A 14,650-nucleotide genomic window follows, 5' to 3' on the forward strand; every position below is an offset into this window, starting at 1 on the left:
TTATACCCCCAGAAGGTATTCCTGGAGTGGAAGAGAGTCCGGAGACAGAGGGCGCGGAGGTGGTGTGTCAGCCCGAGGTGGGGCGACGGAAGATCCAGTCGAGGGTGCCGCGCCAGGTGTTGCGCAGTTCGCGGTTCCGTCGCCACTCCCGCCAGGTCAGCCAGATGATCACCGCGTCGAAGACGGTCAATACGGCGACCCCGAGGGATGGCTTCGTGACCAACTCGTACAGCTGGAAGACCAGGAATGCCCCCAGCGCCGCCATCGCCCACGGGTAGACGCGCCGTGACCCGACGAGGAGGGCGATGACGATCGCGATCTTCACCACCCCGTGCAGGAGGAGGTACGCGGCGACGAATGCCACGCTGCCCGCGTGGAGATGGGAGACGCCGTGGATGAGGAGGTTGGCGATCAGGTCGTGGGGGTCCTCGGACAGCTCTTCCGCAGTCGCTGAACCGACGGCGCCGCGCAGCTCGGCCGGGGTTGCGAAGAGGAGCAGCACGCCGCCGATCAGCTCGACCAATCCGTCGATGCCTTTGAACAACACCCCGAGGAGGAAGACGAGGTCGAGAACCCGTTCCTTCACGACACCTCCCACTCTTTCCTTCGGGTGAATGGTGCGGCGACCGGGCGATCTTGGCAACGCCTGTTTCGAGTTGGAAGTCCGGTGGCCGCCGCGGGGGACAGGCGGCCACCGGACCGTTGGGGATCGCGGCGGCCGGATCGTGGGGGTGATCGGCGAGCCGCGGTGCGGCCACGCTATGCCACGGCTTCTAAGAGTCTGCCAAGGAATGGCTGGGCGGGTCCGGCCTGAGCGATCGGGCCGTCGCCGCCCCTGCGGTTGCGATGAGCAGGGCGAGGGTCCCGAGGGCGAGTGGAAGTCCGGCGAGGGTTCCGATGATTCCGACCAGGAGGGGTCCGCCGGCGTCACCGACCTCGCGTCCGAGTTCAGCGTTGCCCATGGTGCGGCCGAGGCGTTCTGCGGGAGTGGTCGCGGCGAGGTGGGAGTACGCCAGCGGCGTCGCTACGCCGACGGCGACGCCGATGAGGAGGGCTGCGGCATAGAGCGCGATGGGCTGGGGGAGATCATCAGCACCGAGGCCGCGGCGCCCGTGGCGAGGGCAGCCGACACTCCTACGCGAACGCTGATCCTTCCGCGGTCTCGGAGCCGACCCGCGACGGGCTGGGCGACCGCCGAGATGATTGCGATCGCTGCCACGGCGGCGGCGCTCGCGACGGGGCGAGGCCCGCGCGGTGAAGCAGGAGGGGAGGTATCCCACGGCGACGCCCAGCAGTGCGGTCGTGCTTGCGAGTGCGAGGGTCGGGATGAGAAAGCTGCGGTCTCTCGTCTGCCTGATGAGGTCTGCGAGCGTGTAGCGCGGTCGAGGGAGTACGGGCAGCGGCGGTACGGCGACTGCCACCCAGAAGGCGGTCGCGGTGGCCAGGAGTGCAAGTGTCAGGTACAGGGCGCCCAAGCCGCCGAAGCTCACCAGAGCGGCTCCGAGGAGCGGCCCTGCCGCGTAGCCGATGCTCTTCCACGCTCCGTATCGGCCGAAGAAGTGTCCCAGGCGTTCCTTTCCGGCCAGTCGCGCCACCGCGCTCGATGACGCCGGCGAGAACGCGGCGGCCGCGGCGCCCTGACCGAAACGGGCGGCGGCGGCGACCAGCGGAGTCGGGCTCACGATGGCGACGCTCGAGGCGAGAGCGAACGCGATCAGGCCGGCGAGGACGACGGGTTTGACTCCGATCCGGTCGCTGAGCGCGCCGAAGATCGGTTTCAGGATGACCTCGGCGACGTCGTACAGGGCGAGCACCGCCCCGAAGCTCAGCAGCGAGAGTCCGAGATCGCCGGCCTCGAGCGCGAGAGCAGTCGCGACGCCGTGAGCGCCGAACGCGGTCGTGAATCCAGCCAGGTACAGGGGAAGCACCGCGCCGCGAGGGGTGTAATAGACGCCACCGGTCAACTGTAACATTCGTTACAACCGTGACGACGGTTACAATCGCGAGCGTGACACCAGAAGTGAATTGGGTCCTCGTCTTCGTTCAGTTGCCGTCGGAACCGTCACGGCATCGCGTCGCCGTCTGGCGCGAACTGCGGAAGGGCGGCGCCGTCCCCGTCTCTCAAGGCGCGTGGGCGCTTCCCGACGCACCCGCGTTCGCGGCATCGCTGGAACGAGCCGAGAAACTCACTCTGGCGGGCAACGGAGTCTTCGCGGTGATCGACGCGGCACCGCGCACGGAGGCCGCTCGCAGCTTGATCCGCGACGCGTTCCTTGCGGCCCGTGCAGATGAGTGGAACGAGTTCCAGGCGGACTGCGGCAAGTTCGAAGACGAGATCGCCCGGGAGATCGCGAAGCAGAAGTTGACCTTCGGAGAACTGGAGGAGGAGGAGCAGAGCCTGGACCGGCTGCGTCGCTGGTTCCGTGAGCTGAAGAAACGCGACATCCTGTCTCTTCCGGAGGCCGAGCAGGCTGCCGGAAGACTGAAACGCTGCGAGGATGCGCTCACCGGCTACGCGGACCTGGTCTACGAGGCGATGCGCGGTCGCGCCGCCGCAGGCCTCGTCCCCACGGACGACGGGCCGGGCCGGCCATGACCACCCGGCGAATCGCGACCGGCGGCTCCAGCAGTGCGCTGTCGAGCCGGTCCTCGGCGCGATGATCAGGCGGAGCTGGTGCGGTTGCGTCGGCTCCATCCCTTCAGCCGGTCGTTTTCGCTCGCTCGATCGCTCAGCCGACCACGAACTCTTCGAATGCCGTGCGGGGCTTCGCGGACCGCACGGGCCCGGCCGATAGGGTGAGGGAACGTCGTAGCGCGGGGTGCGTCGTCGAGCTTGCCCTGCGCATCGTCGATCTCCTGCCGGCCCGCACGCGTCGATCAACCCCTGGAGTATCCAGTCATGCGCCTCAAGCTGACGCTCAACCGGCCTTCGGGCACGCCTGCCGACATCATCGTGACGACCGATGCCGCAGCGAGCATCTCGGAGGTCGCCACCGCGATCGCACGGCTCGATCCGATGGGCGGGGGTACGCAGGCGCTTGCGTCCGCACCGCCTTCCGACGAGGCGCCGCTCACCCTGCGGGCGAAACTTCCCGGCCAGGCCGAACCCGTGCCGCTGCCGCCCGACGTGCCGGTGGGGGAGGCCTGGATAGCGAGCGGGGCAGTCGTGCAGCTCATGCCCGCCGATGTCCACTTCGCCGGCAAGGATGCCGCCGGTCGCATCGACGTCGCCACGGTCACCGTGCTGAGCGGGCCGGATGCCGGAAGCAGGTTCCCCCTGACGCAGGGCACCACCATCCTGGGCCGGGGCCCGGACTGCGACATCGTGCTGCACGACGACCTGGTCTCGAAGCGGCACGTGCGCTTCGAGACGTCCGACTCGGTCGAGGCCGTCGACCTCGGCAGTGCGAACGGCATCGTCGTCGACGGCGGCATCGTTCCGCGCCTCCGCATCACGCGCGAGGAGACCCTGCTCATCGGCGACTCCGAGTTGAGGGTCACGATCACGCACCCGGACGCGACGCCGGTGGCCCTTCGAGCGGGCCCGGTCTTCTTCAATCGCTCGCCCAGGGTGGAGGTGCGCTACGCCGGGCACGAATTCGCGGCGCCCGAAGTCCCGGCGAAGCTGGAGCCGCAGCCCTTCCCGCTCCTCGCCATGATCGCGCCGCTGCTCGTGGGCGGCCTCATGTTCGCGTTCTCCCAGCAGATCACCTCGCTGCTTTTCATCCTCATGTCGCCCGTGATGATGGTGGGCAACGCGATGACCGAGAAGACGCGTGGAAAACGGCGCCTGAAGAAATCCATCGTGGAGTTCGACGAGCGTCTCAGCGTTCTGGCCGACGAGCTCGACAGAGAACTGATCACGGAGCGCGAGCTGCGCAGCAGAGAGTCGCCGTCGACGGAGGATGTCTTCGAGCAGGCCGTCCGGCGCGGTCCGTGGTTGTGGACGCGGCGGCCCGAACACTGGTCGTTCCTCACCGTTCGCTTGGGCGTGGGGCGCATGAAGAGCCGCAACACCATCACGGTGGCGCCCCGGGGGAGATCCTCAAGGAGTACCAGGACCGCCTGGACGACGTGGTCGCCCGCCGCGAGACGGTCGAGAACGTTCCGATCGTCGACAACCTGTTCGAGTCCGGCGCGCTCGGAATCGCCGGATCGCCGGATCAGGCCGTCGGCAGCGTCAACTCGATCATGGTGCAGCTCACGGCGCTGCACTCGCCGGCGGAACTGGCGGTGGCCGCGGTGGTGTCTCCGCGCTGGTCGGCGGAACTCGAGTGGCTCAAGTGGATCCCCCACACCTCGAGCCCCCAGTCTCCGCTCGCAGTCGGGCATCTCGCCGACAGTGCGGCGAGTGGAACCCTTCTCGTCGCTGCGCTCGAGGGACTGGTCGACTCCCGTCTCGCACCCGGGTCGGTGCAGCGCCGCGGCGCCATGAAGGCCGATCCGGCGAAACTGGATCGTGGCTCGGAGGTGGGCGCGGATCAGGCCGCTCAGGGCACGCCTGCCCCGATTCCCGCCGTCGTCGTCCTCATCTCGGACGATGCGTCGGTCGATCGTGCGCGTCTCGTGCAGCTGGCCGAGCGCGCGGCCGACGCCGGCGTCTATCCCATCTGGATCGGCGAGGACGTCACCGCGCTTCCCGCTGTGTGCCGCACCTACCTCGAACTGGGGGACGAGCGCGGCGCGGGTCGCGTCGGCCTCGTACGCCTGGGCGAGGTCATCGAGGACGTCGCGACCGAGACGGTGGACGGGGCTCGAGCGCTCGAGTTCGCGAGGCGAATGGCGGCGGTCATCGATGCGGGCGCCGTCATCGCGGATTCGAGCGACTTGCCGCGATCCATTTCGCTGGTGTCACTGCTCGGCCATGATCTGGTGGAGACGAGCGACGCGGTCGTCGACCGCTGGCGGCAGAACAACTCGCTGAACGACAGAAGCGGGAAGGCTCCCGCTGCGCGCCGCACGGGAACGCTCCGCGCCACGGTCGGCTCTGCGGGCATCGACGCCATGCACCTGGACCTGCGTACCCAGGGTCCGCACGCGCTCGTCGGCGGCACGACCGGTGCGGGCAAGTCCGAGTTCCTTCAGGCGTGGGTTCTCGGTATGGCCCTCGAGTACAGCCCAGATCGGGTCGCGTTCCTGCTCGTCGACTACAAAGGCGGCTCGGCGTTCGCGGACTGCGTGCATCTGCCGCACTGCGTGGGGCTCGTCACCGACCTGAGCCCGCATCTGGTGCGCCGTGCGCTGACCAGCCTGCGTGCGGAGCTGCGGCATCGGGAGCACCTGCTCAACCGCAAGAAGGCGAAGGACCTGCTCGAACTCGAGCGCCGGGGCGACCCCGACAGCCCCCGGCACTCGTGATCGTCATCGACGAGTTCGCGGCCCTGGTCGGCGAGGTGCCCGAGTTCGTCGACGGTGTCGTCGATATCGCCCAGCGTGGCCGGTCCCTCGGCATCCACCTCATCATGGCGACGCAGCGCCCCGCCGGCGTGATCCGGGACAATCTGCGTGCGAACACCAACCTGCGCGTCGCGCTGCGGATGGCCGACGATGCCGACTCGACCGATGTGGTGGGAACGAACGAGGCTGCCCATTTCGACCCGGGAATCCCGGGCAGGGGCGTGGCGAAGAGCGGCCCCGGCCGGCTCACGCCGTTCCAGGCCGGCTACACGGGAGGGTGGACGAGCCGGGAGCCGGAACGTGCCGGCATCGATATCGCGGACCTCCGCTTCGGCGGCGAGGTGCGCTGGCAGGATCCGGCCGCCGCGAACCCGGATGCCGACCTGAAGCGAGACCCGGGCCCGACCGATCAGCAGCGTCTGGTCGCGGCGGTCGTGGATGCGCAGCAGATCTCCGGCGTGCCCGCGCCGCGACGGCCGTGGCTCGACGAACTGGCACCCGCGTACGACTTGAGCCTTCTGCGTCAGCGCACCGACTCGGCGCTCCTGCTCGGCGTCGCCGATGCGCCGGAGCGTCAAGAGCAGGTTCCCGTCTACTTCCAACCGGACATCGACGGCAACCTCGCCATTTACGGAACGGGCGGGTCGGGCAAGTCCACGACCCTCCGCACGCTCGCCTGCTCGGCGGCCATCACTCCGCGCGGAGGCCCGGTGCGTGTCTACGCCCTGGACTTCGGGGCCGGGGCGCTGCGGATGCTCGAGCAGCTTCCGCACGTCGGCGCCGTCGTACGGGGCGACGACGTGGAGCGGGTCGCGCGCCTGTTCCGTATGCTCCGCAAGGAACTCGACGACCGTTCCGTCCGGTTCGCGACCGCCAGCGCATCCACCATTGCGGAGTACCGCGCACTCGCCTCGCAACCGCAGGAAGCGCGGATCCTGCTGTTGATCGACGGATTTCCCAGCTTCCGGGAGGACTACGAGGCGCTGGGAAATCGTGCGGCGCTGTACGACATCTTCCGCGATATCCTCACGGACGGCCGCCAACTGGGCCTCCACATCGCCTTCACCGCTGATCGCAGCGGCGCGGTGCCCAGCTCGGTCTCCGCCAGTGTGCAGCGCAACGTGGTGCTTCGGCTCGCGGACGAGGATGGCTATCGCATGCTGGGGGCGCCCGTCGACGTTCTCTCGCCGGCATCGCCGCCCGGGCGCGCGATCGTGGACGGCTTGGAGACCCAGATCGCCGTGCTCGGCGGCTCTTCTGCGGTCTCGGAGCAGTCTGCCCACGTCACGGAGCTCGCTGAGGCCATGGAGCGGGCCGGTGTGACACCGGCCCCCACGGTCGGTTCCCTGCCGGTCGAGTACCGGCAGTCCGCGCTGCCCGAACGGGTCGGGGACAGCCCCGCGCTGGGGATCGGCGAGACGGAACTGAAGCCGATCGGCTTCGACCCCGTCGGTGCGACGGTTCTCTCCGGGCCTCCGGGGAGCGGGCGGACCACGGCGTTCATCACCATGGCCCGTTCGGTGCGGCGCTTCGACCCGACTGCCCGGCTGTACTACATCGGCAATGCGCGGTCGGTCGCCTCGCGCGAGACGATGTGGGCCGAGAGCGCCACGACGGCAGAGACCGCCGACGTGCTCGCGGTCCGGCTGAGCGCCGCAGTGCGCGAGGAGGGCGGCGAGCGGATCGGCGTCTTCATCGAGTCCATCGGGGACTTCTCGCAGTCCGCGGCGGACGCGTCGCTGACCGAGCTCATCAAGGCGGTCAATCGCAGCGACCACTTCCTTCTCGCGGATGGGGACCCGAGCGGTTGGTCGTCCAGCTGGGGGATGATCGGCGAAGCGAAGGCGAGCCGGCGGGGTCTCCTGCTGCAACCGGAGAGCACCGACGGCGACATCATCCTGAACACACCGCTGCCGCGCGCCGGTCGTAACGAGTTCCCGCCGGGCCGCGGAGTCTACGTGGCGAGGGGCGCCCTGGAGCGCGTGCAGTTGCCGCTGCCGTGAGCATGGGGAGTTGTGCCCATGTACGGGCGGCCGCGCCTGGCCTAGCATCGATTCAACGAGCCGGCCGGAACTCGACCCGGTAGGCCGACATCGGGTCCTGCGATCCGCAGGCGATTGGAATGAGGGGATATCCATGTCTTCACGTGTTTTGTCGACGGAAGCCGCGAAGGCGGCGATCGGTCAGATTCAGACGATCATCAACGGCGGTCTGACCGACCAGATCAGCGCCCTGGATGCGCAGGGCAAGATCCTCTCCGAGCCCAACAACTGGGATGGCCCGTTGGCGGAGACGTTCCGTAACGACACGTGGCCCAGCACAAACGCGGCGCTGAAGAACGCGATCCAGAAGCTGGACGAACTCCACCGCGAGCTCAAGACGATCTCGACGAACATCTTCACCGCCGGCGGCGGCAGCTGACCCGAGCACTACTCCGTATCCCTCCGCGTCGCGAGGAGACGGGCGGATCTGCGGATCGTGCCCGTCTTCCGCGATGGACGGCGCGTTCGAAGTTCGTAGGAGAGTGAGCAACTGCCATGGCTGATCTGGGTGCGTACAACGAGAACGTGAGGTTCTCCGCTTCCGACGCGCACGCGTTGATCTCGGCGTGCCATGCCGCCGCGGGCGCCATCGACGGCCAGAAGGGCTCGATGCAGGCGGCGCGGTCGCGCGGCGAGGAGCAGTTCCGGGGTACTTCTCCACCCTCTTCGCGTCGAACGGCGCCACGCAGGTGAGAGACGCCGGCGAACTCGCCGGCGCCCTCCGCGCCGTGGCGACCCTCGCCGTGGAGTTGCAGAAGGCCGCGGATGCCGAACAACAGCGCAGGCTGACGGCCAGGAAGTGGGTCGAGGACCAGAAGCACCAGAGCGTGCTGAGCTCGGCGGTGGGCTGGGTCGAGCACAACGTGCTGGGCCAGAGCGACACCCCTCCCGTGGGTCCGCCGGCTCCGCCATTGAACCCGGTGGCTCCGAAGCCCGCGGTCGGCGAGCGGCAGAGCCCTCACCCGGGTTCCGGCGGCGGCGCCTCGTCGGGGACATCGTCGGCCATCCCGGACAACCTCACGTCGTTCGCGTCGACCACGGGTGCGAACGACGCCGTACTCGCGTCTCAGCACGCGGCGGTGCAGAAGGCATACACGGCCTTCACCTCGTCGTGCGGCTGGGGGACGCTGGATGCCAACGGTGTGCTCGCGGCATTCCAGCAGTTCATCTCCGGCAACCGCCAGGAGGCGGGCTGGGCCGGTGTGGTCGCCGCGGCATTCGAACGAGCCGGAGGTGCGGGCAGCGTGTGCACGCTGTCGAACCCGGCCATTGCCGCGGCCTTGGCGGCGGCGCACGTCTCGGCGAGCCGTCAGGACCTCACGATCAGCATGCCCACGGTCAAGGGCGGCCTGGTGACGAGCGGGTACGCCGATGACCCGGTGAACACTGCGACCGGCAACTTCATCGAGCCAGAGACCGACCTCGGCTTCGAGGGTGCGTGCAGCGCACTCGTCTTCTCCCGGATGTACAACTCCGTGGACCCTGCGCCCGGCGCGTTCGGTCCGGGGTGGTCGTCCTGGACCGAGACCCGGCTGTCGTTCGGGGAGGATTCGGCTCACTGGGTCCAGCCGGACGGGCGGCACGTCGTGTTCCCGAGAACGGAGGACGGCTGGGGTCGCGCGACCGGCTCGTCGCACTGGCTCGAGCAGTCCGGCGAAGGCCTGGCCGTGTCCGACAATTCCGGCGGCGTCTGGAGGTTCACGACCTCGGGACGGCTCGAGTCCTTCGCGCGCGGCGAAGGCAGTCGCGTCGACACGAGGTACGGTGCCGACGGTCGGTTGGTCGGCCTGGTGCACGAGCGTGAGCGCTCGGTCACCCTCGAGTGGAACTCGAGCCGCGTGACGGCGATCGTCGCCTCGGACGGTCGCCGCGTGGTCTACGACTACGACGACGCGGATCGTCTGGTCGCCGTGTCCGGTCCGTCGGGTGTGCGCCGGTACGTGTGGGGTGTCGAGTCGGGGCTCATCGAGCAGGTCGTCGACGGGGACGGCGTGACGTTGCTGGTGAACGGCTACGACGACGAGGGGCGGGTCGCCTGGCAGCGATCGCCGTTCGGCCGGACGAGCCGGTACAGCTATCTGCCGGGCGGAGTCACCGAGGTCGCCGACACGGACGGCGAACGATCGAACACCTGGATCGCAGACCCCCAGGGTCGGCTCATCGGCGTGATCGACTCGGAGGGTAACCGGCAATCGTATGCATGGGACCCGTTCGGCGGAATGGTCGCGGCGACGGACCGTGCCGGTCGACGGACGGTGCGCGAATACGACGACCGGGGACGGCTGATCCGGCACCTCACTCCCGACGGCGGGGATCTGCAGTACGGGTATGACGACTCCGACCGTGTGATCGCGGTGGTCGCCGGCTTCGCGGACGGGAGCACGCACGACTCCGTCACCGGGTACGAGTACGAGGGCGGTCAGCGGAACCCCTCTGCAGTCATCGATCCCGAGGGCGGCCGCACTCTGATGGCGTGGGAGCGCGGTGTGCTGTCGCAGCTGACGGATCCGACCGGCGTCGTCCTGCGGTTCGGGTACGACGCGCACGGCGATCTCATTTCGACGACGAACGCCGACGGGGACGTGGCCAGGCTGGAACGTGACGACGCCGGCCGCCTGGTGGCGGCGGTGACTCCGTCGGGGCATCGCACGACCTACTCCTACGACGACACCGGCCGGCTGGTCGCTCGTCAGGATGCGGACGGCGGGGTGTGGCGGTTCGAGCACACTGCCGCGGGCCGGCTCTCTGCACAGATCGCCCCGGACGGAGGCAGGACCGCGTTCGAATACGACGCGGAGGGGGTCGAGTCCCGCATCGTCGATCCGCTCGGACGGGTGACGACCCGGAAGGTGGACGACCTCGGGAACCTGGCGGAGTTGCGCCTTCCGGACGGATCCACCTGGTCGTACACGCACGACGCCCTGTCGCGCCTGGTCACGACGGTCGATCCGACCGGCGGCGTGTGGCAGAACCGGTACGACACGGACGGAACGCGGACGGCGGCGGTCGACCCGACCGGTGTCGCCAACGGGGTCGCTCTCGACGTCGCCGACAAGGCCGTCACCTTCGACGACGGGTTGCTGGCCACCACGGTGCGACTGGACGCTCTCGGCCGGCCGCGTGACGTCGCATCCGACGGCGAAGATCCGCTGACCTGTGTGTACGACCTCTGCGGGCGCGTCGTCGAGATCCTCGACGGCGAGGGCGCGCTCACGGCGATTCGTCGCGATGCCGCAGGCAGGCCGGTCGAGGTCACGGACCCGACAGGTGCGACCACCCGCTATGTCTACGACGCGTGCGGTCGACTCGCCGAGGTGATCGGGGCGGACGGCGGGGTGACCACGCGAGAGTACGACGCGGATTCGCTCCTGGTCCGGCAGACCCTGCCGAACGGCGATACGGCCTGGGCGAAATACGATGCGTGCGGGCGTCTCGTGCAGGTGCATCAGCCCGGTTCCGGCACTGCGACCTACACGTTCGACAAGACCGGCCGGGTCACCTCCGCCGTCGACTCCTGGTGGGGGTCCCGGCGCTTCGCGTACGACGTGGCGGGACAGCTGACGTCCGTCACCAATGGCCTGGGGGCGGTTACCCGGTTCGAGTACGACGACAACGGCCGACTTGTCCGAACCATCGATCCGACCGGCGGCGTGACGTCGCAGTCCTGGGACGGCATGGATCGGCTGGTGTCCACGACCGACGCACTCGGCCGGACGACCACTGCCGGATACGACGCCGCGGGGCGCCCGCTGTGGCAGCAGGATGCCGCAGGCCACCGGTTGAGCTTCACGTACGACGCGTCCGGGCGGGTCGTGACCACCAGCGCCGACGGTCGCGTGATCGGCGCGAACGCGTACGACCCGGCCCGACGGCGGGTGACCATCGACGACCGCACCGGCGAAGTCCCCGTCTCGCATCTGAAGGAGTGGGATCATCAGGGAAGGCTGACCCGGCACCTGCGCTCGTCCGGCGCCGACACCCCGCGCGGGCTGGCCTGGAGCTACGACAGAGCCGGACGCCGAACGAGCATGGTCGACGCCTTCGGTCGAACCACCAGGTACCGCTACGACGCCGCGGGGCGGCTCGAACAGGTCGAGCATCCTGTGCTCGGAACGGTCGTGCTCACCCACGATGCAGCGGGGCAGCTGACGGCGGCCGTCACCACGGAACCCTCCGGCGGGATCACCCGTCATTCGTGGACGTGGGCCGACGGGATGATCACCGCTCACACCACGGCCGGAACGGGCGGCGGGTCGACCACCGAGATCGACCGGGACGAGGACGGCCGTATCAGATCGATCACCCGAGACGGTGCTGTAACCCGTTACGGCTACGACCTCGCCGAGCAGCTCACGGAGGTGGTCTCCGAGGGAGTCTCCCAGAGCTGGGCCTTCGATCCGGGCGGCCGCGTGGCGTGGCAGGCGCGTGACGGGGTTCGCGAATCGTATGCGTACGACCGGTCGGGGCAGCTCGTCGAGGTCCAGCATGGCGACGGCACGTCGACGGCCCACCAGTACGACCCGAGCGGTGCGCGCATCCGCACCGTCGAGCCGGACGGCGCCACTCTCGAGTACGAGTGGAGAACCACCGGCTGGCTCTCTCGGATGACCCTCACGGGACAGGACGGGAGCATCGTCGCGAGGGAGCTCCGGGTCGACGCGCTCGGGCAGCTCGCACAGGCGGGCTCGAACGCCCTGTGGTGGGATTCCGCTTCAGCGATCCCGGCCCTGGTGGGCGTCGGTGAGACGCCGGTTCTCACTATCGGGCCGGTCACCGGCGTCGGGGGCCGGTGGCAGAGCGCCGGGTGGCGCGACACCCGGCGCGACACGATGAACCCGTGGCTGGTCGACTCCGTCGCTCCGCTCCCGGATGGGTTCGGGCTCACCGCGAACGGCACGCTCGCTCTCGACCGCCCGGGAGGTCTCGCACCACTGGAATGGCTCGGGGCGCGGCCGTACGACCCGTCGACGTACGCATTCCTGGCCACCGATCCCGTGCCGCCCGTGATCGGAGCGGGATGGGCAGCGAATCCGTACAGTTACGCGGGCAACAACCCACTGGCCTTCAGCGACCCCACCGGACTGCACCCTCTCACGGATGCTCAGCTGAGGGCCCAGACGCAGGGATGGCTTTCCCAGGCCTGGGACGCCAGCACGAACTGGGTGAGCCATAACTGGGAGTACCTCGCCGCGGGCGCCGCCATCGTCGGCGGAATCGCCCTGATGTGCACGGGTGTCGGCGGTCCCGCAGGAATCGCGCTCATGGCGGGGGCGGGGGCGCTCATCGCGGGCGGCGCCGACACGGCCATTCAGAAGTTCACGACAGGCACGGTCGACTGGGGCCAGGTCGGCGTCACGATGGTGATCGGCGCCGCCACGGGCGGGGCCGGCGCGTGGGCGGCCGGACTGTCCGCCGGCGCGAACGGTGCCACCGCTCTGGCGTACTCCGTCGGGCTCAACGGAGTCATCGGCGGCGCAGGCAGTGAGGCGAGCTATCTCGCCATGAATCACAGCCACCTCACCTGGAGAGGTGCCGCCGGCGCCTTCGCCGGAGGCACCTTCGCGGGCGCGGTCAGCGGCGGCGCCGGACCTGCCGGCGGCACCATAGCGAGGAATCTCCTGGCGGACGGCACCAGGGGCGCGACGACGGGCGTGACGGCCCGCCTCTTCACCGCCGGCATCAACGCCGCAGGCGGGACGGGCGGCGACATCGTGAACCAGGTCGTCGCCAGCCCCGGGCAGCCGATCAACTGGACCCACGTCGCAACCGCCGGGACGCTTGCCGGCGGGACGAGCATGGCGACCTCCTACGCCAGCAGCGTCCCGGGGCCGAACATGTCCTTCCGCCGGATCCGCGCGGGATGAACAGCCTCGAGCAGGCATCGCACTTCGGTGTCAGGAGCAACGACGGCGTTCTCAACTTCGCCGGTCGGAATACGAAAGCGCTCTGGGGAGGTGCGCTGATCGGCAGTACGGTGGCTGGTGCGGAGAGCCCAGGCATCGACAAAGCCGCAGAATGGTTCAAGTGAGCACAATGGCGCGGTCCCGTCGGCAGGACCTGATGAGGACGATCCCGTTGGGGACGGTCGTTCCGGCGGCGTTCATCGCTTTCGGGTTCGTGCAGCAGGGGCATCTCGGCGACGCCCTGCGTCAGGACTGGTGGGCCGCCGTTCTGGCGTTCATCGTCGGTGCGATGACGGTCGCGCTTCCGGGGAGGTTCCCGCTGCTGGCGTCCATCGTCGCCGTGGTGGCCTTCGCCGGGCTGTCCACCGTCACCGCCTTCGACGCGATCGCGCTGATGTGCTGCGTACTCGCGGGCTTCTTCTTCGGCCTGTTCGTACGGTCGCTTCTCTTCCAGCGGAAGAGAAGGAAGAGCGACCCGGCATGAGCCCTGTCGTCGGTGTGAGCGTCTGCAGCGACACAGGAATGGTGCGTCAGGTGAACGAGGACTGCGCTCTGGCGCAGGACCCGGTGTTCGTCGTCGCCGACGGCATGGGCGGCCACGCGCGTGGTGACGCGGCGAGTCGCGCCGCCGTGGAGAGCCTGGCGCGCGCACTCCGGCCGGGCAGCCGGCCGACTCCGGATGACGTCATCCAGGCGATCGATGAGGCCAACGCGGCCGTGCGTGCTCTCTCCGGCGCGGACGAGTCCGGTGCCGCGGTCGCAGGCACGACATTGACGGGGGTCGTCCGGGTGCGGGTCCCCGGGGTCGTGGTGGAGCAGTGGATGATCGTGAACGTCGGCGACTCGCGTGTGTACGGGTGGGACGGCCGTGACCTCCGCCGGCTCACCGTCGACCACTCGGCTGTCCAGGAGCTGATGGACGCGGGACTGATCACCGAGGAGCAGGCCGCCGCGCATCCGGAGCGCAATGTGATCACCCGGGCTCTCGGGGCGGACGATTCCGTCGCTGTCGACAGTCTCCTGGTCCCCGAGGAGAGCCGGCAGGTGTTCCTGGTCTGCTCGGACGGACTCACCCGCGAGTTGAGCGACCGGCGCATCGCCGAGATCCTCGCTCAGAGCAGCCCGGCCGATGCCGCGGTCGCCCTGGTCGCTGCGACGAACGAGGCAGGCGGCCACGACAATATCACCGCGATCGTGGTTGAATCGGTGACGCGTGAGTTCGCTCCCGCTTCGGTCGAGACACGCGAACGCCTGAACGGGGTGAGCGGCCGCGCGCTCGAAGACACACAGCCGAGGGGGTGAGTCGTC

The 14,650-nt window shown here is 69.3% G+C and carries 11 protein-coding genes; 9 read left to right on the forward strand and 2 right to left on the reverse strand.

Annotation, left to right across the window (positions count from 1 at the left end; translation table 11 throughout):
* Positions 1-67: 67 nt before the first annotated feature.
* Together ACRAWC_RS15215 and ACRAWC_RS15220 are read right to left on the reverse strand one after the other, a co-directional pair.
* On the reverse strand, positions 68-586 hold the full coding sequence (locus ACRAWC_RS15215; RefSeq protein ID WP_431348488.1) for a DUF2127 domain-containing protein: 519 nt from the start codon (positions 584-586) through the stop codon (positions 68-70).
* A gap of 187 nt (positions 587-773) precedes the next feature.
* Complete coding sequence (locus ACRAWC_RS15220) at positions 774-1,973, reverse strand: MFS transporter (RefSeq protein WP_431348489.1); 1,200 nt, start codon at positions 1,971-1,973, stop codon at positions 774-776.
* Between the two features lie 35 nt (positions 1,974-2,008).
* Here ACRAWC_RS15220 and ACRAWC_RS15225 point away from each other — a divergent pair, with 35 nt between their 5' ends.
* The 9 genes from ACRAWC_RS15225 (at position 2,009) to ACRAWC_RS15265 (ending at position 14,644) form a co-directional block, all read left to right on the forward strand.
* Positions 2,009-2,596, forward strand: a complete 588-nt coding sequence (locus ACRAWC_RS15225; protein WP_431348490.1) for a Chromate resistance protein ChrB — start codon at positions 2,009-2,011, stop codon at positions 2,594-2,596.
* 303 nt (positions 2,597-2,899) lie between these two features.
* Entirely contained in the window at positions 2,900-4,435 is a 1,536-nt protein-coding gene (locus tag ACRAWC_RS15230) for an FHA domain-containing protein (protein ID WP_431348491.1), read from the forward strand.
* Positions 4,414-5,358, forward strand: a complete 945-nt coding sequence (locus ACRAWC_RS15235) for an FtsK/SpoIIIE domain-containing protein (protein WP_431348492.1) — start codon at positions 4,414-4,416, stop codon at positions 5,356-5,358. Before ACRAWC_RS15230 ends, ACRAWC_RS15235 begins: the two co-directional genes overlap by 22 nt.
* Positions 5,355-7,400 carry an FtsK/SpoIIIE domain-containing protein gene (locus tag ACRAWC_RS15240; protein WP_431348493.1) on the forward strand — a complete coding sequence of 682 codons (2,046 nt, stop codon included), beginning with the start codon at positions 5,355-5,357 and terminating at the stop codon, positions 7,398-7,400. Before ACRAWC_RS15235 ends, ACRAWC_RS15240 begins: the two co-directional genes overlap by 4 nt.
* Positions 7,401-7,533: 133 nt before the next feature.
* On the forward strand, positions 7,534-7,818 hold the full coding sequence (locus tag ACRAWC_RS15245; protein ID WP_431348494.1) for a pyrophosphorylase: 285 nt from the start codon (positions 7,534-7,536) through the stop codon (positions 7,816-7,818).
* A 310-nt stretch (positions 7,819-8,128) separates the two neighbouring features.
* A complete protein-coding gene (locus ACRAWC_RS15250) occupies positions 8,129-13,303 on the forward strand; it encodes a DUF6531 domain-containing protein (RefSeq protein ID WP_431348495.1) in 5,175 nt (1,724 codons plus the stop codon).
* The gene (locus ACRAWC_RS15255; protein ID WP_431348496.1) at positions 13,300-13,467 is read left to right on the forward strand and encodes a hypothetical protein; all 168 of its coding nucleotides are present in this window, start codon (positions 13,300-13,302) and stop codon (positions 13,465-13,467) included. The genes ACRAWC_RS15250 and ACRAWC_RS15255 overlap by 4 nt, the downstream gene beginning before the upstream one ends.
* Complete coding sequence (locus ACRAWC_RS15260; RefSeq protein ID WP_431348497.1) at positions 13,464-13,826, forward strand: hypothetical protein; 363 nt, start codon at positions 13,464-13,466, stop codon at positions 13,824-13,826. The genes ACRAWC_RS15255 and ACRAWC_RS15260 overlap by 4 nt, the downstream gene beginning before the upstream one ends.
* A complete protein-coding gene (locus ACRAWC_RS15265; RefSeq protein ID WP_431348498.1) occupies positions 13,823-14,644 on the forward strand; it encodes a PP2C family protein-serine/threonine phosphatase in 822 nt (273 codons plus the stop codon). The genes ACRAWC_RS15260 and ACRAWC_RS15265 overlap by 4 nt, the downstream gene beginning before the upstream one ends.
* Positions 14,645-14,650: the final 6 nt, after the last annotated feature.

This window comes from Leifsonia sp. L25 (assembly GCF_050632895.1).